Annotated in this window: 19 protein-coding genes and 1 pseudogene; 10 read left to right on the forward strand and 10 right to left on the reverse strand. The window is 60.2% G+C overall.

Annotated elements, in window-relative coordinates; all coding sequences use genetic code 11:
• The first annotated feature begins 50 nt into the window (after positions 1 to 50).
• Both I6F31_RS04190 and I6F31_RS04195 read left to right on the forward strand, forming a co-directional pair.
• A complete protein-coding gene (locus I6F31_RS04190; RefSeq protein ID WP_225184749.1) occupies positions 51 to 1079 on the forward strand; it encodes a DUF3616 domain-containing protein in 1029 nt (342 codons plus the stop codon).
• Positions 1063 to 1473, forward strand: a complete 411-nt coding sequence (locus I6F31_RS04195; RefSeq protein WP_225184750.1) for a HipA domain-containing protein — start codon at positions 1063 to 1065, stop codon at positions 1471 to 1473. Before I6F31_RS04190 ends, I6F31_RS04195 begins: the two co-directional genes overlap by 17 nt.
• A 662-nt stretch (positions 1474 to 2135) precedes the next feature.
• On the opposite strand, the gene mntR is transcribed toward I6F31_RS04195, so the two are convergent.
• The gene (mntR, locus tag I6F31_RS04200) at positions 2136 to 2612 is read right to left on the reverse strand and encodes a manganese-binding transcriptional regulator MntR (RefSeq protein WP_225184751.1); all 477 of its coding nucleotides are present in this window, start codon (positions 2610 to 2612) and stop codon (positions 2136 to 2138) included.
• Between the two features lie 552 nt (positions 2613 to 3164).
• Between mntR and I6F31_RS04205 the strand changes: the two genes are divergently transcribed.
• Positions 3165 to 6008: a TonB-dependent receptor gene (locus I6F31_RS04205; RefSeq protein ID WP_225184752.1), complete on the forward strand. Its 2844-nt coding sequence runs from the start codon at positions 3165 to 3167 to the stop codon at positions 6006 to 6008.
• Between the two features lie 24 nt (positions 6009 to 6032).
• On the opposite strand, the gene I6F31_RS04210 is transcribed toward I6F31_RS04205, so the two are convergent.
• The 3 genes and pseudogenes from I6F31_RS04210 to exbB all read right to left on the reverse strand — a co-directional run.
• Positions 6033 to 6785, reverse strand: coding sequence for an energy transducer TonB (locus I6F31_RS04210; protein WP_225184753.1), 753 nt, complete (start codon positions 6783 to 6785; stop codon positions 6033 to 6035).
• Positions 6782 to 7207 carry a TonB system transport protein ExbD gene (gene exbD / locus I6F31_RS04215; RefSeq protein ID WP_225184754.1) on the reverse strand — a complete coding sequence of 142 codons (426 nt, stop codon included), beginning with the start codon at positions 7205 to 7207 and terminating at the stop codon, positions 6782 to 6784. The genes I6F31_RS04210 and exbD overlap by 4 nt, the downstream gene beginning before the upstream one ends.
• A gap of 4 nt (positions 7208 to 7211) precedes the next feature.
• Positions 7212 to 7916: pseudogene (exbB, locus tag I6F31_RS04220) on the reverse strand (tonB-system energizer ExbB); the annotation flags it as partial.
• A gap of 308 nt (positions 7917 to 8224) precedes the next feature.
• Here exbB and I6F31_RS04225 point away from each other — a divergent pair.
• The gene (locus I6F31_RS04225; protein ID WP_225184755.1) at positions 8225 to 8986 is read left to right on the forward strand and encodes a hypothetical protein; all 762 of its coding nucleotides are present in this window, start codon (positions 8225 to 8227) and stop codon (positions 8984 to 8986) included.
• A gap of 103 nt (positions 8987 to 9089) precedes the next feature.
• Here I6F31_RS04225 and I6F31_RS04230 read toward each other — a convergent pair whose 3' ends face one another.
• From I6F31_RS04230 to I6F31_RS04250, 4 genes are all read right to left on the reverse strand, one after another.
• Positions 9090 to 9458 carry a hypothetical protein gene (locus I6F31_RS04230; protein ID WP_225184756.1) on the reverse strand — a complete coding sequence of 123 codons (369 nt, stop codon included), beginning with the start codon at positions 9456 to 9458 and terminating at the stop codon, positions 9090 to 9092.
• Between the two features lie 98 nt (positions 9459 to 9556).
• Positions 9557 to 9832 (reverse strand): hypothetical protein, encoded by a 276-nt coding sequence (locus I6F31_RS04235; protein ID WP_225184757.1) that lies wholly within the window; start codon positions 9830 to 9832, stop codon positions 9557 to 9559.
• Between the two features lie 342 nt (positions 9833 to 10174).
• Entirely contained in the window at positions 10175 to 11431 is a 1257-nt protein-coding gene (locus I6F31_RS04240) for an endonuclease/exonuclease/phosphatase family protein (protein ID WP_225184758.1), read from the reverse strand.
• 421 nt (positions 11432 to 11852) lie between these two features.
• The gene (locus I6F31_RS04250; protein WP_225184759.1) at positions 11853 to 13274 is read right to left on the reverse strand and encodes a phospholipase D-like domain-containing protein; all 1422 of its coding nucleotides are present in this window, start codon (positions 13272 to 13274) and stop codon (positions 11853 to 11855) included.
• A 130-nt stretch (positions 13275 to 13404) separates the two neighbouring features.
• On the opposite strand from I6F31_RS04250, the gene I6F31_RS04255 reads away from it, so the two are divergent.
• From I6F31_RS04255 to I6F31_RS04280, 6 genes are all read left to right on the forward strand, one after another.
• The gene (locus I6F31_RS04255; RefSeq protein WP_225184760.1) at positions 13405 to 13947 is read left to right on the forward strand and encodes a hypothetical protein; all 543 of its coding nucleotides are present in this window, start codon (positions 13405 to 13407) and stop codon (positions 13945 to 13947) included.
• Complete coding sequence (locus tag I6F31_RS04260) at positions 13935 to 14291, forward strand: LOG family protein (RefSeq protein WP_225184761.1); 357 nt, start codon at positions 13935 to 13937, stop codon at positions 14289 to 14291. Before I6F31_RS04255 ends, I6F31_RS04260 begins: the two co-directional genes overlap by 13 nt.
• Positions 14292 to 14737: 446 nt before the next feature.
• Positions 14738 to 15421, forward strand: coding sequence for a matrixin family metalloprotease (locus tag I6F31_RS04265; protein WP_225184762.1), 684 nt, complete (start codon positions 14738 to 14740; stop codon positions 15419 to 15421).
• 92 nt (positions 15422 to 15513) lie between these two features.
• Positions 15514 to 16527 (forward strand): serine protease, encoded by a 1014-nt coding sequence (locus tag I6F31_RS04270; RefSeq protein WP_225184763.1) that lies wholly within the window; start codon positions 15514 to 15516, stop codon positions 16525 to 16527.
• 141 nt (positions 16528 to 16668) lie between these two features.
• Positions 16669 to 17436 carry a hypothetical protein gene (locus I6F31_RS04275; RefSeq protein WP_225184764.1) on the forward strand — a complete coding sequence of 256 codons (768 nt, stop codon included), beginning with the start codon at positions 16669 to 16671 and terminating at the stop codon, positions 17434 to 17436.
• 9 nt (positions 17437 to 17445) lie between these two features.
• Positions 17446 to 17826, forward strand: a complete 381-nt coding sequence (locus I6F31_RS04280; RefSeq protein WP_225184765.1) for a hypothetical protein — start codon at positions 17446 to 17448, stop codon at positions 17824 to 17826.
• 201 nt (positions 17827 to 18027) lie between these two features.
• On the opposite strand, the gene I6F31_RS04285 is transcribed toward I6F31_RS04280, so the two are convergent.
• Together I6F31_RS04285 and I6F31_RS04290 are read right to left on the reverse strand one after the other, a co-directional pair.
• Positions 18028 to 19377: a DUF2235 domain-containing protein gene (locus I6F31_RS04285; RefSeq protein WP_225184766.1), complete on the reverse strand. Its 1350-nt coding sequence runs from the start codon at positions 19375 to 19377 to the stop codon at positions 18028 to 18030.
• A gap of 346 nt (positions 19378 to 19723) precedes the next feature.
• Positions 19724 to 21535 carry a hypothetical protein gene (locus tag I6F31_RS04290; protein ID WP_225184767.1) on the reverse strand — a complete coding sequence of 604 codons (1812 nt, stop codon included), beginning with the start codon at positions 21533 to 21535 and terminating at the stop codon, positions 19724 to 19726.
• Positions 21536 to 21713: the final 178 nt, after the last annotated feature.

The raw sequence follows: 21713 nt of genomic DNA on the forward strand, positions 1-21713 counted from the left end.
GTATTCGGTGTATCGTAGCCTAATACAACTACTACTTTTTGTCGCTCACGATGATTGCTGTCATAGGTTTTTCATATGCCGCGGTCGTTCGCTTTGCAGCGCTGGGGATCGTTGTTTCCGCCGTTGCAGCGACGTCTTGTCTAGCGAGAGCCGACAACGGCTGGCCCGTCAAGCACGAGCTCATCGGCAAGGACGGCAAAAAGTCCAGAGACGTCAGTGGGATTGCGTGTACGGCGGAGCATGGATTTCCCCGCTACTGCCTTGTAATCGATGACAATTTGCAAGAGGCCCAATTCGTAACCCTCAAGCAGGGCAAGCTTGTAGCAGGTGAGCCGGCCAAGCTCATCGACAATACGTTCAAGCGCAAGCCGCTCGAGCTCGATGGCGAGGGCGTCGCGTTTGGCGGCGGTTGGTACTATGTCATCGGCTCGCACGGCCACCCGCGTGACAAGAAGCACAAACTCGATCCCATCAGGGATGCCGAAGAAATCAGGGCTCGCATCCGGGCAAGCAGTCAGGTCGTGCGCTTTCGCCCGGATGAGAAACACAGTATTGCGGTCGACATCGAGCGGACACCAAGGCTGCGAGAGATCATTGCCTCTGATCAGGTTCTCACCCCTTATCTGGACAAACGGCTGGAGGACAATGGCCTGACGATTGAAGGGGGCGCAGTCAAGGAGGGCCGGCTCTATGCAGGCTTTCGCGGCCCGATACTTGAGGACACGCGAGCAGCGATCGTATCAGTCGAGATCGACACCCTCTTTGGCGGAAGAGGCACGGCACACCAGCTGTTCCAGCTTCCCTTGGATGGGCGCGGCGTGCGTGATCTTACCACCCATGGCGACTTGATATTGATCCTCGCAGGGCCGGCCAAGGACGGCGCAGGGACTTATGCCGTCTATTCCTGGGATGGGCGGACGGAAAACGTCAAGCTGCTAGCCGAACTATCTTTTCAATCCTCCCGGAAGCCAGAAGCTCTGCTGCCTTTGACAAAACGCGGCTTGGAGCTGCGTGTCCTGATCTTGTTCGACGGCGACAAGGACGGCGCTCCAACTCCGGTCAATGTCACAGCGCCCTGATGCAACACGCGTTGAGGATCCACATGAGGCTGCTTTTCTTGGTCGCCATCGCCCCTCTAGTTCAGGTCGATCGCGTTCTGCAGCGGGCCCAAGGCAAAGCGACCGGATATCTAAGCATACCGATCTCGACTGTCGCCGGCAGCTATTTCGGCGTCAATGTCAAGGTTGCGGCCCGGACCAAGCGCCGGAGGGCAGCCTGGAGAATGAATTCTTTTGTCTGCGTCTCGCCGCGCGCCTGAAGCTGCCAGTGCCTGACGTCCAAATGCGACTGCAGGGTGCCATTTCATTTCTTCTGCTCGAACGGTACGACCGGTCAAGACACGACGACGGCTGCGGCCGAACGCACCATCTTGCGGCGGTTCGGAATGATAGGGTAGCGTTGGGTCCGCCCTAACCACGCCAGAGCTACCTGCGCAAGTGTGTGATCGGCATCGCATGTTGTGGATTGATGCCTCGCAGTGGATCCCATCAAGGATGGGCATTTGCATAGTCCGAACAGGCGGACGGATTTCGTCCGCGCGGATGCATGCACGATAGAGCCACGGCTTGACGTAGCTGCCCTTCCAAAGTCCCCGGCCCGCGCGCTTGAAGCGGCCGCGTGATGAGGCGAGTGAAACGGCATCCACGCCTGGGCCGACCATTTCGGTCGACAAAGACTGAAGGTTAGGAATAGGTAGCTTAACCGAAGACGGCAGCGGAGCCGCCCAGCCGCCCGCCTCGGGGAAGTCGTTCAGTTCGTAGGCAAAGACCTCATCTTGCACGGCGCTTGCAAGCTCGGCCGGATTGAGCGGACGCTGGCCGCATTTGCGTATCACGACGGTGCAGGAGGGCGACCGCCTCCGCGCCTGCTTGTGCCAACTACCTCGCATCATCGGCGGCTCGGCAGTTGGCCTGCCTCGTCTTGGAGGGATTTGCGGCGGTTCGCGCTCAACTTGCCACGGATCGAGATCGATCAAGCCGAGCCGCTCTGGAACTGACGCGCAGGGAGTCTATCGCTGGCCCCCGTCTCAAGATCGGCAGGCTGCTAAGCCGACTGATCGGTATCGGCACGGAGCGTCAGCTGGCCTTGCTCACCCTCGATCGTTTGAGAAACTCCGAAAATGCCTTGAGCGTCGCGTCTGAAACATGATGCTCGATGCCTTCGGCGTCCGCTTCCGCGGTCTCCCGAGGCACGCCAAGCGCGAGCAGCATTTGTAGGACGAGACGGTGGCGCGCGCGCACCCGCTTGGCGAGCGCTTCACCCTTCTCGGTCAGGAAAATACCTCGGTAGGGACGAGCCACGACCAGGCCTTCGCGCTTCAGCCGCGAGATCGTGTTGATCGCCGTCGGGTGAGAAACTCCCAGCCTTCGTGCGATATCGGTGGCGCGGGCCTCACCTGACGAACCAATCAGGTCGGCAATCAGTTCGACGTAGTCCTCGAGGATGGCGGTCGAGCGCGCCGAACGGGCCTTGCCAAAACGCCGCGCCTGCGCCTGCTCGGTGGGGAGCGCGTGAAGCGATGCTGCGACATCCATGGAAGGCTTTTGACGCATGTGAAAAATCCAGAATCTTTACACCGACCATGGGGCCTCTGTATCGGCATTGCAAGCTCACGCAATTGCCCGACCCTTCTTGCAACAGCTTCGCAATTGCAACAGGCTTGACATTGTAGCCGGTGCCGCGCATTTGTAGCTTTAGCTACATTTTAGTGTACCTACTAAGTACCGCTTCGCCCGCGGTGCTGCCGCGGGGGATTGAAAATGCACGTTCGCGTAACTCGCTCGGCCCTTCTGGGCACGACGTCCATTGTCATGATGTGTCTGAGCGGCTTGGCCCGCGCCCAGCCAACCTCACCCGGGGTGACGTCCGCTCCGCCGGTTGAACAAGCGACGCCACGCCAGCAGCCTCCTGCGGCACCTAGCGCTACCGTGACATCCACCCCATCCGAAGCGGCGGCACCACCGGCTTCCCAATCATCGGGCACGGCGGCCTCGCCTGAGACAGCCAGCTCGCCCGCCGAGGTGGACATTCCGCAGGTGACGGTCGAGGGCAGGCAGAAGAGGCCGGTACGCCGAGCCAATCGCGGAGAAGCCGCCGGCCGGCGAGTGACCCAGGCCCCGCCGGCGCCGGCGGCCCCCCAATCCGCAACGCAGGCTTCCGGCAACCCGACCCTCGCCCCTTCGACCATGACGAGTGGTCAGATCCACGCGAGCCCAACCCAGGGCTTTGGCAATCTGTTCTTCACCGCACCGGGCGCGACGTTGGCAGGCATCTCGACCCAATCCTCGCGGCCGGTCTTGCGGGGACTGTCGGATGCCAAGGTCCGCATCCAGGAAAACGGCGTCGGCGCGGTCGACGTCTCTGACATCGCCCAGGATCACGCCGTGCCGATCGATCCGCTGGCGTTGCAGCGCGCGCAGGTGTTTCGCGGGCCGGGCGCGCTGCGCTTCGGATCGCAGGCGGTCGGCGGCGTCGTCGACGTCACAAATAATCGCATCCCGGCCGCTGCGCCGATCGGAGGCCTGGCCGCCGAGCTGCGATCGGCCGTGACCTCGGTCGACAGCGGCTGGGAAAGTGGCCTGCTGCTCGACGCCGGAAGCGGCAATGCCGCCGTGCATGCCGATGTCTACGGCCGCGGTGCGAAGGACTACCGGATCCCCAGCTATCCCTATCTCGTTCCGCCCGATCCCGCGCCGACGTTCAATGGACGACAGCCCAACTCCGCCGCGCAGAGTGCGGGCGCATCGATCGGCGGCTCCCATCTGTTCGATGGCGGCTATGCCGGCCTGTCGATCTCGCGCTTCACCAGCGACTACTACATTCCCGGCATTGCCACGTCCGAGGCCAAGCAGCACAACCAGCTCGAACAGACCAGGATCGCGAGCAAGGGCGAATACCGCCCCGACGCCGCGTCCCTCGCGGCCGTGCGCTACTGGCTTGGCCACTCGGACTACCGCCACGATGAGGTCGTCAACAACAGCGCAGTCCTCGGCGATTTCCAGACCATCGGCGCAACGTTCAAGAACCGCCAGACGGAAGGTAAGCTCGAGTTCGAAACGCAGCCGCTTGCGACGCCGTTCGGAGCCTTGAGCAGCATCGTTGGCGCCCAGGGCGCCTATCAGCGCCTCGATACGGTCGGCCAGGCGATCCTGCGCCCGGCACAAACCACGACGGCCGCCACCTATTTCTTCGAGGAACTGAAGCTCACCGAGACGCTGCGGACGCAGCTCGCCGGCCGCCTCGAACATGTCGAGGTATCCGGCACGTCGTTCGCATTTCCGTCCAATTACCTGCCGCCGCCGAACGAGCCGGGCAGCACACCGTCCCGATCGAGCTTCCTGCCGACAAGCTTCAGCTTTGCAACGATAGAGGATCTGCCGTCCTACCTGCAGGCGAGCCTGACGTTGCAGCGGATCCAGCGCGCTCCGCGCGCGCTCGAATTGTTTGCCAGCGGGCCCGACGATTCCGAGAAGACCTTCAAGATCGGCAATCCCGATCTGACGCTCGAGACCGCCAACACCGTGGAAGTCGGCGTGAAGCGCACGCATGGGGATGTCCGGTTCGACGCCAATCTCTATTATACGCGCTACAGCAACTTCATTTATGGCCAGGCGACGGGCAATTTCTGCGGTGCGGAGTTCTCGACCTGCGCGCCCGCCAGCAGCGGCGATTACATCCAGGTCGCCTATTCGCAGGGCGATGCAATCTTCCGCGGCGGCGAGTTGACCTGGCAGTGGGACGTGGCCCCGCTCACAAGTGGCATCTTCGGCGTGGAGGGACAGTTCGACCTCGTGCGTGCAACCTTCACCGACGGCACCAACGTGCCGCGCATCCCGCCGATGCGAGCCGGTGGTGGTATCTACTGGGGCAACGACAACTGGTACGCGAGGGTGCATTATCTGCATGTGTTCAGGCAAAATGACTTTGCAGAGTTCGACACATCGACCGCTGGCTACGACCTGCTCAAGCTTCAGATCGAGCACCGGCAGCGATGGCGGACGTCGACTTGGGGGCCGGTCGAAGTCGCAACGGGCCTGATCGGCGACAATCTTTTGAACGCCAACATCCGTAACTCCGTGCAATTCCACAAGGACGAGATCCTGCTGCCCGGCAGAACGTTCAAGCTGTTCCTCAACGTGAAGTACGGTGTCGAGGCGCCAGCCGATGCGCCGATCGGCGCGGTGCGCGGACAGGACGCGACGACCTTCTTCACCGAGGCGGTGCCCGCGACGGCGTGGACGTGGAGCGGTTTCCATGCCGGCGGCCATGTCGGCTACGCCTGGGGTACGGCAAAGACTCATGCCGGCTTCATCGAAACCACGACGGAAACGCCGCTGTTCGGCAACACACAGCTCGCAAGCCTGGATCATGCGGGCGTCGGCATCCAGACTGGCTACGACTGGACTGCGGGCCGCCTCGTCGCCGGCATCGAAGGCCATTTCACTTACGGAAACCAGCGCGGCCGTTCGGCAAGCACGTGTCCGGGCGCTGTCTGCAACCCGGCGCTGACTCTGCTCGATGCGCCGATGTCAGCCGATCTTTCCTACCGGCTCGACTGGCTCGCAACCGTGCGCGGCCGCATCGGTGTGGCGGTCACCCCGGAAACCCTCGCCTATGTCTCGGCCGGCGTTCCCTTAGGCACGGTCGCGGCCTCCGCATCGGTGTCCGGTACGACCGCCGCCGGCGTTGACTTCACGACGCGTTACAGCGTGGATACGTTCCGCTTCGGCTGGGCCGTTGGCGCGGGCATCGAGACCAGGCTGGCGGGCAACTGGACCGCAACGATCGACTACCAGCACTCCGATCTCGGAGCGTTCCGCGCGACGCCAACCTTGCCCGATGGCGCGGTGACGTTGGTCGATACCGACGCGCGGGTCAGGACAGATGCCGTTCGCGTCGGCGTCAACTATCGCTTCGGTGCCGGTGAGCGTGTGTTCGCCAAGAATTGACGGGTCTGTAGGCTGTACGGACTGCTATTTGACGGTGAAGCGGATTGGCAGTCGAACGGCCACGGAGGGGCCTGCCAACGTGTCGGGCGGCGCAGGAAACGGCTGCGCACGCTTCAGCAAGGCGATGGCTTCGTCGTCGAGCCCACTGGAGCCGGAACTTTGTGTGACCTGCGCATCGCTGACCAGCCCCTTGCGGTCCAACATGAACCGGACCTGCGTGATCCCCTGCTCGTGCCGGGACCGTGCGGCTTCCGGATAGCGCTTGTTGCGCTCGACCAACGCCAGGATCTGCGAACGCCAGGTGGCGATTGCCTGCTCGGCCTTAAGGTCCGGCCGCCCCTGCGCCGGCGCGGCGGCGACCGGCGCAACGCGGTCTGCAACTGCCGCCGGTGCGGTCGTGGCGGCTGCGGCCTGCTGCTCCGCCGCGGCGTCGGGCTGCGCCTTGGTTGGCGCATCGACGACGGCCTCGGGATTCTGGGCCGGCGGCAGCTCCGGCGTGTCCTCCGGTGCCGGCGTGTCGGGCTTCGCTTCTGACCGGGCCTCGGCAAGCGTCTGCTCGGGACCTGGCGCCACGTCGGTCTGCGTTGTCAAGGGTGCCGCCGACACCGGCGCAAGATCGACCGCGACCGCGCCGGAGGGCTCGGCCGGCTCGAGATAGTCGGTCTCGCGCCATGCGATCAGGGAGAGGGTGAGAGCGCCGTACAGCGTGACCACGACAAGCCATGAGACTGCCCAGCGCCTCACATCCGAAACGTCTTCGGCCGCAAAAACCGTCATGGCGCGGCCGACTGCTCCAGGCCGACCAGTGCCACCTTCAGGTAACCGGCCGTCCGCAAGCCGTTCATGACCTGCATCACCTCGCCATAGGGAACGGCCTTGTCGGCGCGCAAAAATATCCGGCTGTCCTTCTGCCCCTCCATCGCGGCATCGAGCGCGGCCGCGAGCGCCGCACGGCTCACCGTCGCCTCGCCAACCGAGAGCGAGAGATCGTGCCTCACCGTGAGATAGACCGGCTTGTCCGGACGCGGGTGCGGCTGCGCGTTCGAAGCCGGCAGCTCGACGGCGACGTCGACAGTGGCGAGCGGCGCCGCCACCATGAAGATGATCAGCAATACGAGGATGACGTCGATGAACGGCGTCACGTTTATATCGTTGATCTCGGCAAGCTCGGTGCCGGACTGGCTGAGATTGACTGCCACCGGATCACTCCGCCGCCGCGAGATGCGCTCTTGGCACGACGATTGCGCCGCCGTCAAGATCGCGGCCTGCGAGCCGCGCGATCTCCGCTACGCCGTCACCGAGCAGCGCCCGGTAGGCGGCGATTTGACGGGCGAACAGATTGTAGATCACCACTGCCGGAATTGCCGCGACGAGCCCAAGCGCGGTCGCCAGCAACGCCTCAGCAATGCCAGGCGCCACCACGGCCAGATTGGTGGTCTGGGACTTCGAGATCCCGACAAAACTGTTCATAATGCCCCAGACCGTGCCGAATAGGCCGACGAAGGGGCCCGTCGCACCGATTGTCGCCAGCACGCCGGTGCCGAGCGCGACACGCCGGCTTGCGCCGGCTTCGATCTGCTGCAATCGCGACATGATGCGAGCCTTGATGCCCTCGCTATCCATGCGATCAGTGCTGAGCCCTAGTTCTGCGACAGCGCCGTCAAGCAACTGCGCTACGGCCCCGGGGGGCACCGTCCGCACCGCATCTTCGACGCTCCTTGACTTCGCGAGTTCCTGCAGCGAGCGCCTCACGTTCCTGCGCGCATTGAACAGCTCAATGGTCTTGGACAGCCATACCGTACAAGTTACGAGAGTGGCAAAAGCAAGTCCGATCATTACGGCTTTTACGACAATGTCGGCCTGCAAGAACATGCCCCAGGGACTGAGGTCCCGCGGCAAGACGGCGCTTCCGATTGCCGCGCCTTCGGACGGGCTCTTCGCGTATGTCGGTCTCGTGGCAACGGCCAAACAGAGCACGACGGCCAAGATGCCGCCAGCAAAGCCGGTCCTGGGCGCCCACATCGGCACAACTGGACGGACGCAACGGCGCGCGATTGTCGACAATTGCATTGAAACCAAGCCCTCCAGCAGTTGCGATAATGCTTCTACATCATCATGTAGCATCAGCTACGTATTGCTGCAAATGCTAAGATCGAGTTGACGATGCGGGTTGACCGACGCCACTGCATCATCAACGCTCGAACCTCGGGATTCAGATGGCCAGTGGGCCGAATGACGTTCCATGCCGCTTGTGGTCGCAGGCCGTTGTTTCATTTTTATGGCAGCGCTTTCGCGCCTATCTGACGGCTCCTGCGACCAGCACCGCTTTCGCACCAGAAGTGATTTCAACACGCAGGACGAGCGAGATCGCAATCAACCGAAAGCACGCCCTTATAACGTTCGGGTTGCAGATTCGAGACTTGATGGAATCGCCAATGACAAGGTTTGGTTTGGAATCATTTCAAAAAACGCCCTCTATTGCCCAGTTTTCAGAATCTCTGTTCACGAATAAAGGGCATCGCTTCGACACGACGGCGCTGAACTTACAAAAATCGGAAGCCCCTCCGTTGCGGTCCCGATGGCGCGCGACGTTGCCAATGGTCATGCGAGTTCGTGATGATGCACGGGGGAGTTCGTGGCGCTCGCTAGTCCACGCGCCGTTTTTCGTCCTAAATGTAGATCATTTCGCTGAAACGCAGTATGCGGAGGCAGCTAGGTGCCCGCCGGCAGAGCTCTTGGGGGTGCCATCCGAGAGGCCATTTCCGACGCGATGGGTGGTGCTTCTTTGCCCAATCGGCGAGACCGCCTGGCCTGAGGCGGTTCTTCTGCTCGTCGAGACCGACGAGCCGGGCGAGCCGCGCCTGCGGATATCTCGGATAGGTGATGCGCCGTTCGAAGAACTCGTCGAGAGTCGGCTTTGGTGTACATCAGAATCTCCTGACGTGGCGCGGTCGAGGGATCTTCTTCCGGATGAATAAGTGCGATCGTGGGATAGGTAGCCCGAAATCCCGGCGGCGGCGCCGTTGCGCGCGAGGGGCAAGGTGGCCTTGAAGGCGTCGCGCTCGGCCTGGCTGAGCCGGTTTACGCCGGCGTGTAGTCATGTAGCTGCAGAAGGAAGCGCCGCTGACGTCGGCCCCCGGGGTGGATGCCTGCCAGGGTCGTCGTCGTTGGCGGACGCGCCGGCAAGGTCGCGGGCGGTGTAGCTGTAGCTGTCGGACATGGTGGCCTCACGCCTGGAAGGAGGAACCGAAGACCTTCTACAAAATAGGCGACGGTCAGTTGCTTGTTGGGAGCGGCCAGCGCCGCGTCGAGCGCGGCGTCGACGATCGCGCCGGCATTCGCGTCCGTGTAGAGGCACGCGCCTTTGTTGACGGCGTTCACCGGGTCGATGATCTGCACCGTATCGCTGAACGCGCGGACCGACGACGCCGCATAGTAGTCACCGAGCACGATCTTCGACCGCTGCGCGCGACCTAGGTGAAGAAGTGCTGCAGCGCCTCCGGGTAATCCGAGAAATCCAGCCCGTCGTCGCACAGCTTGGCGAAGGATCATCCTCGGTCATGAAGGACTTGAAGCGGAAGCCGTCCCGCTCCTGCTTCATGCGCCGCGCCCAGAACTTCACGAGTCGGACGATCTGCGCGAAGTGCTTCTCCTAAGCGCTTGGGCTTGGCGGCGAACTCCAGATGCAGCCGAATGCTCGTCTTGAGGAACGAGCCGTCGTCCTGGCTGACGAGATTGCCGTACCAGTCGGGGTCGCCGTCGTAGAGGATCGGGACGACGTCGACGTCGAGTCCCGTCGCGCCCCGTTCGAGCAGTGGCCGCAAAGCTGGCACTGGAACGCAGAAGACAGCGCACGTACGAGGCCTGCTGGCTTGAAGCTCTTGTCGACATTCTTCCGATCACGTTGTCGCTTGAGCTCTAGATTGCGTCGACGCCCTTGGGCCTCCATAACGCGCCAAACTCGTAAGCGCCTTGGATGGTCAGGAACCGGGCAACCGCACCAGTTTCGCACCAGAAACGGCGTGACCGAACCGCAACGAACGCGATCGAGCTCGAACAAAACGCAGCGAGATCAACGAACCCGATCGATAGTGTGCCGCTTATGACGGTCTGGTTGCAAGTACGACCAGCGGGTAGAGCGCAATGGATGTCCGGTTACCCTTGCACTAGAAACGAAGCGTTGCTTTGGACGGACAATGATCTGAAATGGCCAGCAAAGGATCCGGATGGCCTGGGCCTGCCGGGCGCGTTCCGCCGAAGCGCCCGATTGCAACCTTGATGGCAGGGTCTGGAACCGAGAGGCTCGCGCTCACGAGCATCTGATCAAGGCCCACGGGATTGCGGCAGCCGAGACTTTCGGCCTTTGTCAGCGGCTTGAGGGCCTCTTGATCGAACAGCTCACGCGTCGAGCGTTCGCAGAGTTGCTTGGCCACAGGGTTGACTTGGCATTCCGGCTCCAGATGGAGAAGGGCACTGGAAGCGGGGGCACCATCATTGACCTCGCCATAAAGGCTGCGGACCAGTACACCGGTCGGAAGGGGGGAAGCGGAATCGCTTCCGTCTGAGCGAATAGCTGATTTGGGGATCGAATTCTTCTCGTGCGAGAAATTGCGGTTGAAGTCGCCCATCAAAACGACCGGCATGCTCGCAGAGCTCGCTTCGAGCCAATCCTCGAGTGGATGCACCTGCTTCTGCAGGATGGCACAGGCGTCGCCGCCGCCGTCAAGCTTGCCGCGGTCTTCAAGCGGGCTCACGCAGGAGGATTTGAGGTGCACCGTCATGACGCGCAACGGCTTGCCATCAATCTGCAACGTCAGGGATAATCCAGGCCGCACCTGATCGGCAGTGGCGAGATCCGGGAGGGATAGGGGCGCAATGACGCTGCAATCGGACCCCGTCCCAAGGTTCTTTTTCCACGCGATCGCGAGCCGCTGGACCTTGAACGTGTCGAACGAACAAATCTCGTAGTCGGCACCCTTGTTAGGCAAAACCTCGCGAACGGCGGTGGCCCCGCTGACCTCCTGAAAGGTGATGATGTCAGGATCGAGGTTCGTTCGGATGAAGTCCTGAAGTTGCTGGGCTCGTTTTTGGTAGGCGGCCTCGGTGACCGGCACGATCTTGAAATTGGCCTGGTAAACGTCGCATGGGGGTTTTACGGCGATGTCCCATTTGATCTTGGCGTTCCGTCCCCATTTGAGCTCCCAGCCCGGCTTGGTTGCTCCGGTCGTTGCGGGTTCAAACAATCCACTCGCTGGATTGAGGGCGAAAGGTTGACCGCAATCACGAATCCACTCCTTCGCTTCGCTCTGACTGATATGCCAACCGAGATTCCATGTCGCAATTCGGATCTCCCGCGCGTGAGCCGCTGGCGTTGCGCCGAGCAGGAAGACAAGGGCGATCAGAACAGATTGGCGAATAGTCATATGAATGCTCCAGACGTTTGCAACAGACCCGGCCTATTCAGGTTGGCGCGAGCGCACTTGTGATGGTTTCCCTTTGCTTTCAGGGGCTGCATGCCGGCCGGACGGATAGGCTGCCAGCGACGCAGCCATTGGGCAGCTCTCCCGTGGCGCCCTCCCCGCGCAGGACGCTCTCGCGCGTGGCGTTTCGATCGATCGGGCTCCGAGCCCGGCTTCGGCTTCTTGCCTGCCTTTTCGTGGGTCTTGTTCCAGATCGGGCGGGCCCTATAGTGATTGTAGAGGCGCATCAACTCGGCAACATAAGCTTGGGCCAGATGCGTGTTGCCCTTGATCTCAAGGACATTCTCGTCGTTTGAGTTTTCCGATGCCTTGCTGAAGTTCGGCGAGCCTGTGTAGATGGCGGGCGTCTTAGTATCCCCATCGATCACGATGAATTTGTGATGTACGTGGATAGGCGGCGGACCACCCGACTTCTTCCTGGCGGCTTTTTTTGCAGGCTTTGCTTTGCCTTCTGCCGCCGAGGCGTCAAAAGTCGAGGTATCGATGGTCTTGAGCTCGGGCAGGAAGCCTCGGGGCGCATTGGCGCCGAAAGCGCCGTAAGGAAGCGTGTCCGGGTTTTTCTGCGAGCGGTGGAAACGGTCGCCGCTATCTCGGGGAGCTTGCGCTTCTCGCCCTTCTTGGTCGGCTTGTCGGGATCATCGATGCTGTTGAGCAGCCCGTAGATCAGATGCTTAGGTGAGTCTCCTTTGGCGAAGACTGCCTCCATGAGGTCCTTGTCGGACGCCGTGTACATGCAGAACAGCACGGATGACTTGGCTTTCTTGACCGCCTCGGTCACGGTCTCGAGAAGCTTTCGGCTTTCGCCGGGCTCGGGCAAAAAGAAGACGCGCATTTCGGTGCCGTCAACGTCCGTGACGTCGTTCCAGTCTGGCGGGCCCATATCTTTCTTGCCGAGGTTCTTGGCCAGCAAGTTCGCTCGCTGAGCATAGAGCGCGGCAAGTTCGCGAGAATGGATGACATGAAGTAGGTTGGCCTGTATCGTTTCGGCTTCAGGCGTAAAGTTGGTGGAACCCATCAAGACCGCCTGCTCACGCTTTTTCCGATAGGAGATGATGAATTTGTCGTGCATCAGCTTGGAAACGACATCGCGCTCGTGGATCGAGATATTGGGTCGCTCCTTCGCGATCCTTTGCGCAGCGGCGCAGGACTTGGCGTCGTCAGCTTTGTCGAAATAGATGATCGAGCCACGCCCTTTGAAGGCCTCAAAAGCCGGGACAATCCATTGGTTGTCCGACAGATGATAGATGGCGCATTCAAATGCGTTGCTCTCGCTCAGGATTTGAGGGACGGCATTTTGTAAGCCGTTGGCCAACCAGTCCATCCGCTTTTCAAGCGGCTTGTCCTTTTGCTTTGCAAAACCCTGTGCGCTGACGACCGCGCGATTGAAGTATGTGGCGATCTGTCCTTCTAGAGACCTTGGCACCGTTACCGACTTTTTGGCGGCCGCGCCGTGCTGCAATTGCAGATCGTCCGCGCCGGTGCCACGAACCGGAATGACCGTATATTCGAACGTCCGGCCCTGATCGTCTATGTTGATCCCGCCGTCCCACCAGTTGGACTTCTGAATTGGCGCCTTGTGGCTTCCCTTGGGGCGGGCGTCCTCCGCGAGGGGAACAAAGTCGAGCTTGTTGCATAACAATTGGGGCTTTCCGTCGCGCCCATAACCCGGATTGCGCTGGATGGCGAACCCAAGGAAATCGTCGTGTTCAGGGCCGTCTTTCCCGTCGAACGTCAAGAGCACGCAGCTCGGGCTAGCATAAGCTTTGACCGTCACCGCCGTGACCATGATCACTCCCACCACTTGAGGCGCATCATGCACGAATACGACGCTCGCGCAATACGTGCGCCACGTGTATAACGCGCGTGGAAACGTCTCGCGCTGAATTACTTTTGTCATATTCGCTGGAGGTTTTGCGATGGGCGTCACTGTACCTAACCAATTGTACACCGCTCAGGACCTGCTAGGAGGCTTCAACCCGTGGGACCCCATGGGCTTTACGCTTTCCCGGGACTTTGCGATCTACCGTGAATTCGCGACCGAAGGCGGGCCGGTGCCTACCTCGCTGACCGTCCGCGCCGCGCGAGCCGCGCACGACGCCGCCATTGCCGACGCGCTACGCATCTTTTTGAAGACGGTTCAACGACCGCTTGTGGGCGTGATGGGAGGCCACAGCCTTCCGCGTGACCATGCGGCCTATAAGGCGATTGCTTATCTGGCGCGCGATCTTGCCCGCGAGCACTTTCTCTTGGTCACGGGCGGCGGACCGGGCGTGATGGAGGCCGCTCATCTGGGGGTCGCTTTCTCATCGTTCGAGAGCGTTGGCCGCCTTGACGAAGCGATCGGCCTTATAAGCGCTGTAGCGAAGGCGCCCATTCTGGATGACCTGTTTACCGACACCTGGACAATTAAGGACGATAAGCTCAGCGCCATCGACGACGCGCGCAAGTGGTTGAAGTAGCACTCGAGGTGCGAGCCAAGGCGCCGGAAATCCTTCCTCTTAGCCTCGCGATCCCGACCTGGCTCTACGGCGCCGAGCCGACCATGCCTTTCGCGACGCATTATGCCAAGTATTTCCAGAACAGCTTGAGGGAAGAGGCCCTCGTCAACAACTCGCGTGCCGGCATTGTCTATGGCCGGGGCGGTGGCGGCACGATGCGGGAGATCTATCAGGACGTAGAACGGAATTACTATGCAAAGACCCTCGACGAAGTAACCCCCATGGTTTTCTTTGATCCCGATAAATATTGGAAGTGGATCCCGTCATGGGTGATGCCCGCGCCACCTCGCCGGGCATCAATGTGAAACCGGCGATCCGCCCCATCCTGATGTTTGGCCTCGTAGCCGACAATCGGCCCAAAAAAGAGGTTGAGGCCTGCCTCTATAAAAAAACTTCTTTTCACCACGGACCACCCATCCATTATAAAGGCGCTTCGCGGCCATCAGAAGACATCCCAGCAGAATCTCTCCTTCGCACTCGCGGCGGAGCCCCTCAAGATCGGGACCCTGAGGATGAATCGGCGGTAGGAGACTGACATACCAGTGCTCAGCCCCTGAACGGGAGACGTGTGGCTCGTGGGATTGTCACAACAAGAAGGGCTGGTGACGCGAGCGAAGGTCGCCCAATCTACTCCTCTCTTCACCAGATCCCTTTGCAAAGCGCTTAAGAGCCGCTTGCGGGCACCGAAGATTTATGCAAGCCTTAGTTGTTCTCTGATTTTGAGTGATCTTGTTTTTAGGCTGTCTGCCGTATGCCTTCCCTCAGCCGCTTTTTAGGTCTCGGATTGTTTGCCGTCGTCCTTTGCGGCGTGGTTCAGCTGCCAAGCGCGAAAGGCCAAGCGGCCCTTCCGGCCGGCGTCTCTAAGGAAGAGTCCTTCGGGACGGTCCTGAAAGCCTCAAAGTGGGAGAGGCTGAACATTCAGGTCTGCTGGGAAAATCCCGTGAAGGAGGATGCCCCCTACCGCCTGATCGTGCGCTCGGCAGCGGAGGATACCTGGCAACGCTACTCGAAGATCACGTTCGAGGGCTGGGGAAAATGTGCGCAAGACACGCCCGGCATCCATATTCGCATTGCGGACGAAGGCGCCCACACAAAGGCGCTTGGCAAGTATCTGGACAAGCGCCCTGATGGAATGGTGCTCAATTTCACCTTCAAGAACTGGAGCAAGAGCTGTCAGGCAACACGCGAGTTCTGCGTTTATGCCGTCGCGGCCCATGAGTTTGGGCACGCCTTGGGCTTTACGCATGAACAAAACCGTGATGACGCCCCGCTTGAATGCCACAAGGACGCTCAAGGCACCGATGGCGACTACAAGGTCACGAAGTACGATCCCCAATCAATCATGAACTATTGTAATCCGATATGGAACGGCGACGGAAAGCTGAGCGACTTAGACAGAGAAGCTCTACAAACCTTCTATGGAAAGCCTGGCTAGCGCTTCTGTCTGCGCTATGCGTTCCCGTCGGCGCCCTTGCGGACGCGGCGGCGGTCAGGGTTGCCGGAAAATACGATGCCCGCGTCGCCCATGTGGAGACGATCGGGACTCTGTTTAACGACAAGCAAGAAGTCGAAGCCGGCTCCGGCCTTTTGGTCGGCGAGACGCTGATCATCACAAACAATCATGTTGTTCCGAATGCCAACAACTACAAGCGGCTTGAAATCTTCATCCGGCTTAAGTCCCGCTTGAACAATCCCGTATCCGCTACGGTTTTGGCGCGCGATCCGGACCGTGACCTAGCGCTGCTCCAACTGAGCACACCCGTTTCCGACGCGGGCGGGAAGCGCTGCCCCATTCCCGTTGTCTTAAAGCCGTCCCAGGCTCCGATGGGCACTTCGGTGCTCGTATTGGGCTTTCCGCTCAACCAGGACCTGAGCTTGTCGGGCGGTCTGATCAGTAACCACGGCTCCCCTCCCAATGAACTGCGGTGGCAGACCGACACTGTGATGAACCCGGGCAACAGCGGGGGCCCGGTTTTCGAAGATCACGGCCTTCTGTTGGGTATCGCAGCCGGCGGCATTGTCCAGTGGACCTTCGGCGGCGAAACGCGCAACGTCAACGGTGTGAACTTCTTCATTCCCGCGCGGGAGCTAGTCGCAAGCCCTTTATATAAGCACATCAATGACATTGCCGAGGACAAACGGTGTTGGCGTGTGGCTCAGGACGATCTCGTGGTCGATGCGAACACCACCATTACAGTCGACGGCACGGCATCGAAAGCGCCTCTCGGCCCGGCCAAGCTTGACAGAAGCTACACGGTTTCCGAGACCAAGGACGATCACCCCGTCGTCCTGGCGTCGCATTCACGTAACTACCAGTCCCGTTTTGTCGCAGAGCCCGGCTACAAGATTGTTGCCTGTACACCCAAGGCAGAGAGCGACAACAATGCCCACGATATAACCTGCAATATCGATACCGGAGGCGGTTCGGCCGTCTTTGCGTATCGGTTGGAAAGCGGGCCCGCTGTCGATCGGTGGCGCGGATGGTGGGTCGGGTACGTGACGTTGCGGCAAGAGCGCATCGCGCGGGATGGCTCGCAATAGCGCAAGCGGGCAGCTGCATAGGGCCGGATGGTGGCGAGAAGTGATCTCGCATGCGGCAGTGGACGAACGAGGGGGGCGGACGTGACAGGATCGCGGCGAATAGTCTTTGTGCTGGCGGGCGGGCTCGGCGGGTGTGCCATCATGCCCGACATTGCCCCAGATTGGGCTCTCCCGATGCGGGAGATCATGCTCCATTCGGCCTGCGAACTCCAGGAGGCCCTCGGCACGCTTGACCGCGAGGTACCGCATGAACTGTTCAATGCACGGAATTGGAAGATCGCGGTCACACTCAATCCAAAATCAGAAGCCGATATCGTTCCGGGAGCCGGCTTGACGCGGAAGCTCCCCGCTACGGCGACGACACGCTTCTCGAACTGGGTCGTCGGCGGTGGGAACGGCGTCACCCTTGATATGAGGGGCAACCGTACCGGGAGCGTCGATTTCGGTTTCGACTCTGAGAAACTGATTCTGGATAGTGCCCTGCCCTGCGAGCGCGAAACGATTTCCTATCATTCGCTCACAAAGAATCTGGCTATCAAGGATTGGCTTTATCGCTCCGTGCAGGCTACGGCTCTCGCAGGCTCGGCCATCGACAACCCCAAATTCACGGCTCAGGTCGTCGTGAAATTCAACGGGACCGCGAGCTACACCTACACATTCCCACCAGGCACCGATTTTCTCACACTGGGAGGGTATTATCAGCTCGACGAGACCTTGAGCATCGTCTTCACGAAGAAGCCGGCGGTCGTCGCGAAATATGACCTCGTGACGCTACCGGAAGGTGGCGCTGGTTTCAAACGAAATCGCGCGCGCCAGGTTACGTCAACCATTTCGATCCTCGAAGATCAACAAGTCTCACTTCAGCAGATTCGGCAACAATTGCAAAATCTGCGCGCAGTCGGCCAATAGAGGTTCACCATGGCGGATACACTACCGGCAACCCTCTTGATTTTGTACTTTATTGGGCAGCCTCCGGCTGATCCAAAGGGCATCGACAAGGGGGACTTGGAAACGAGAATCAACTGGACTCTCCAAAGCACAAGCCAAGTCGAAACCCGCAGCCCCGCAGCGTGCCGCGCCATCGGCAACCAGCTCATTGCAAGGATGGACAAGGTCAATACCATGACCGTGCGCGCCTATTGCTTGTGCGCAGATGAGGCTGGCACCGTTTGCCCGGGAACGGAGGATATGTCTCAGGACCGAGATGCGGAAAACAAGAGCGTCCGGAAAGCAGAGAAGTCAACGGTGGAGGCACTTGGCCGTCCCTTGACGCAACAGCGCGCCCGACCAAGAAACTGATCCGCGTATAGTTCGCAAGCCTCAGTTTTGAACAGACCTGATTTTCGGGCGTGCATGCTGATGTAAGTTGTTGCTACCATCCTCGAAGTGCTGATGGTTGACCCTGCCTCAAATAGAAATGGCGGAGAGACGCTCTCGTTGTGCCGGAAGCGTCCGGGCGGTTCTTGGAGCCCAGGACTGCCCGCCGGGAGTAGCGCCCGATCAGCAAACCTTTTGCACCACGGCCGGCGTCGTAGCACGACTGAAGTAAGGCGCGAGTAGATTGCCGTCGTAGCTGTCCGGCGAGAGAAATTCGCCGTCCCAACCGACAATTCCGATCTCGGGTGCTTCCTTGCCGAAGCTGCGAGCTAGCACGTCGACGACACCGCGAAGATTATGCGCGTCGTACTCGAGTTCTGGCTCGCAAAATGCGCGGTACAAGGCAGACACGTGAACTCTTTCCTCGATGGGTTGAGCGTGCCTGTCGCGGCTCACGTTTACCGTCATAGGCAGGCGACGGCGGCTGGTTTCGACCCGATAGTTTGAAATGGACCGATAGGCGAATGCGAATAACTTGTAGGCGAAAGTTCGCGAGTCGTGCAGCTCGGCCCGCGATCGCTCCCTTAGTTCGTCTGGTGTCAGGTCCCTCCAGCCCTTGGCGTCTATCGGGAAGTCTGGATAATAGTGCCGCACGCGCTTGATCATCCAATCTAGGGTGATGTCCTCGAGAGCATGCTGGCGTTCAATGGCGTCCTCGTTTACGTAGCCGCCGCCTACGTCTGCGTGCGCGCCGGCGAACCAGACCTGTTCCGTCTTGGTTGCGAAATTCTTGAATTTGCTTTTGCGCCAGACCGCAGCTTCGAACGGCAGTCTGTGCTCGTCGATTGCGAGCGCGTGCAGATTCACATCTGTGATCGCCGAAAGCTCCACATCATGAAATTCGTACTTGTCGCGGTTGGCTACTCTGAAGGTCGAAAATGGTATACCGAGCGCACCGACGGTGTCGAAGACGCCGAGCAGCGCGATCCGTAACTGAGATCGGTCGTGAACGTGTGGAAGCAGCGAAGACCAGATCCCCGGCAGACGATCGTTCGGCGAGGTCCGATAGAAGCTCCAGGCGGTCTGTTCCAGCTCGGGCGTACAGCACTCTCTGCGCAAAAGTCCTGCAGCGTGCAGGTAGCCGACCAACGACCGGGCCGTATAAGCACCTCGAGAGAACCCGAAGATGAATATCTCGTCGCCGGGCTCGTAGTGGAAGGAGAGGAATTTGTAGGCACGGCGGATGTTCGTGCTCAATCCCTGACCGAGCGCGCCGCCAAACCACCTATTCAAGAACGCCCCGGTTCCTACCCCTCTCTCGTAAAACACGATGTTGTTCTTCTGCTCAGTGACAGTCGCTTCCACCTTCTTTTCGTTGGGAACGGACTTGAGGCCTATTTCAGATTGTGCCGAGCTGCTTGTGCGGAGCGTCCTTGAGATTGCCTCACGTATCCGGACGATATTCGTATCGTAGGATCCGAAGTCTGAATCGTTCCATGTACCGTCCAAAAGAAGGATGATGCGCTTCGTCATCTGCAAAACCTGAGCAGGCCGGCCGCTGCAATCGCAGGAAAGCCGCCCGGCACCATCCTCGCGACGTCAGGCGCGCCTCTTGGAGAAGCGGCACTGAGTTCGGGAAGATGGCTCAATGCAGGTTGGAACGGTGCTAGGAGACCCCCTAGGTCCGGCTGCCGCCTTTGGCATGGTATGCGGCGCCACTTCCGGTCATGGATTAAATGCGTACGAGTGCCGTGCGAAGGGCGCTCAAGGGAGGACCGATAGGATGGGAGTAGATTTACATCGATGCGGTGCGCCGCTCCGGCTGGCGATTTTCACCGCAGTCGATTGCCCGCTGCCTGACGGACCCAGCTCCACTGGATCAGTCGCCGATCCCTGCCCAGCAGACGTCTTCAGCAAGTGCCGCCTGGTCTCGATCTATGCTGATGGGACGCTGAAAATCGAACAGCCACTGACACGTGTCGGCGTTCCGACGGCCGTCGAGCGTTTGGTCGACAGCTTCTTGGCTTTTCAATGAGATCACGACCCCTTGCGCGGTCGATGGGCAAACGATCTCTCTCGTCCGGCCGGTGTCATCTTTCCACATGGCGATGGCCCTCGATGCAGGAAAGGCGGCTGTAGCGTTTGTCCGATCAACCAACCCCATGGAGGTGAACGTCAACACCGCGCTCCCTGGGTCGTCCGCCAGCGTACTTGCATATCGCGCGGGCCAGCGCGTTGGAAGTTGCGGACCGTCCATCAACAGGACGAACACGATGTTGGGACCGAGAGATCTGAGTACCTGATGGCAAGGATCGCTCCTGGCCAGATCTTCGCAGATCATCGTGGCGAAGACAGAGGAATTGCGAAAGACGTGCAGGTCGATTTCACGACGCGGCAGCCCGATCTTCTCCCAGTAGACTATCCTTCCGTCCGGAAAGACGGTCCGCAATCCATATGCGTCCGGTTGTCCGTCGTAGATGCCCCAACGGTGATGCTTCGGACGGCTGGTGGTCACCGATGTCGCGGAATTGTCGGCAGATCTCGCGAGCTGCGATACTAGAACGAAGTTACCTCGGCTATCGACGTTGTCCACCTCCAGGTTTTCTTGGTCCCGCGAACAGTTCTGACACGACCCCGCGATCAAAAACTCGACATCGTGCTCGGCAAGCATGTCCCTCAGCTCCTTAAACAGCGGCCAATTCAGCGAATACTCAGGAAAGATGACGCCGTGGATCTTGCCGTCCACACGCCTCTTGGCTGCTTGCACGAGCTCATCGATGAAGAGCCTGATCTTGCGAGCCTCGCGGAGCCATTTTGGCCGCAGCTCAAACCAACCGACTCCCTTGTCCGTTCCGACGTCGAACCAACCCGGATGTATGGTGTAAGGCAGCGGGACGAGGAGCAGATTCAAGTTGGCATCGCTGTCCGAAGGTGTCGCCGGCGGCCGCTGCCAATGGGTCGTCACGACTCCGGCCGGGGGAAGCAGAGCGAGATTGTGGGTAAGCGATCGTAGCGTACAACCTACGCGCGGAGTGCGGGCCTTGGGCTGCACGCATAGTACGCTCTGGTCCGCCAACGGCGAGATAGTTACGTGCTTGAATTCCATTCTGACGTCGTCCACGCCGCCCCGGCGGCTCGCGTTGTTGAGAGCTATGGCCATCGACGACGCCTTCACGAACTTGGCGATCCAGGAGAGCGCCTGGTCGTTGTCGGTCGCATGACCGTCGTACCCCACATCGACGCAAGCTTCGTCCGCTATGACCATCAGACCGTAAGCCGCTCGCCACCATGCCGGAGGTTCGGAGGAGCTCGCGAGATTTACGTAGACCGGGAGCTTCTTGGTGAAAGCGGCTTCCCAGACTACCTTCCAGAGTTCGTCGACCGCGGCCGGAAGAGTGTCCGGGAGCGTGGGGGCGTCACGGATGGCTCGTGCAGCGGCGATCCAAAGCTCGATCTCGTCTTGGCTTATGCGGACGTAGCAACGATCGTCCAACGCTCCCGCCGAGTCCGGCATGATGTAGCTGTAGGCACCGCCATGATCGAGCAGATACGCCGATATGGCGAAGAGGTCTGGTGGAAAATTGGGCGCCTTCTTCCAATCGGTGACCTTCCGGCTCGAGGGAGTGCCGGCCGCCTTTGCATTCTCGAATCTCGTCCCTTCGGGCAGAACATGTCTCAAGACATTGCCCACGGTCAGGGCTGTCGGATTTCTGGGCACTTTGAGGTCAATCCTGAATCAGTGGATGTTCCTATTCAGAGCCGCTTTTTTCGCGCTTTTCACCTAGGGTTGTGACTAGCTTCAGAGAAATGTGAGTTTTGCTATTGCTGGAATGGCCACAATTCGGCATTATGTAGTATATATGCAACAG

The sequence above is a fragment of the Bradyrhizobium sp. NBAIM01 genome (assembly GCF_020194115.1).
GTDB lineage: Bacteria > Pseudomonadota > Alphaproteobacteria > Rhizobiales > Xanthobacteraceae > Bradyrhizobium > Bradyrhizobium yuanmingense.

Excerpts from the sequence above, each read along its gene's own strand:
- I6F31_RS04190 (WP_225184749.1), top strand. The coding sequence starts at position 51 with ATGATTGCTGTCATAGGTTTTTCATATGCCGCGGTCGTTCGCTTTGCA.
- I6F31_RS04195 (WP_225184750.1), top strand. The coding sequence starts at position 1,063 with ATGTCACAGCGCCCTGATGCAACACGCGTTGAGGATCCACATGAGGCT.
- mntR (WP_225184751.1), bottom strand. The coding sequence starts at position 2,612 with ATGCGTCAAAAGCCTTCCATGGATGTCGCAGCATCGCTTCACGCGCTC.
- I6F31_RS04210 (WP_225184753.1), bottom strand. The coding sequence starts at position 6,785 with ATGACGGTTTTTGCGGCCGAAGACGTTTCGGATGTGAGGCGCTGGGCA.
- I6F31_RS04225 (WP_225184755.1), top strand. The coding sequence starts at position 8,225 with ATGGCCAGTGGGCCGAATGACGTTCCATGCCGCTTGTGGTCGCAGGCC.
- I6F31_RS04240 (WP_225184758.1), bottom strand. The coding sequence starts at position 11,431 with ATGACTATTCGCCAATCTGTTCTGATCGCCCTTGTCTTCCTGCTCGGC.
- I6F31_RS04250 (WP_225184759.1), bottom strand. The coding sequence starts at position 13,274 with ATGGTCACGGCGGTGACGGTCAAAGCTTATGCTAGCCCGAGCTGCGTG.
- I6F31_RS04255 (WP_225184760.1), top strand. The coding sequence starts at position 13,405 with ATGGGCGTCACTGTACCTAACCAATTGTACACCGCTCAGGACCTGCTA.
- I6F31_RS04265 (WP_225184762.1), top strand. The coding sequence starts at position 14,738 with ATGCCTTCCCTCAGCCGCTTTTTAGGTCTCGGATTGTTTGCCGTCGTC.
- I6F31_RS04275 (WP_225184764.1), top strand. The coding sequence starts at position 16,669 with ATGCCCGACATTGCCCCAGATTGGGCTCTCCCGATGCGGGAGATCATG.
- I6F31_RS04280 (WP_225184765.1), top strand. The coding sequence starts at position 17,446 with ATGGCGGATACACTACCGGCAACCCTCTTGATTTTGTACTTTATTGGG.
- I6F31_RS04285 (WP_225184766.1), bottom strand. The coding sequence starts at position 19,377 with ATGACGAAGCGCATCATCCTTCTTTTGGACGGTACATGGAACGATTCA.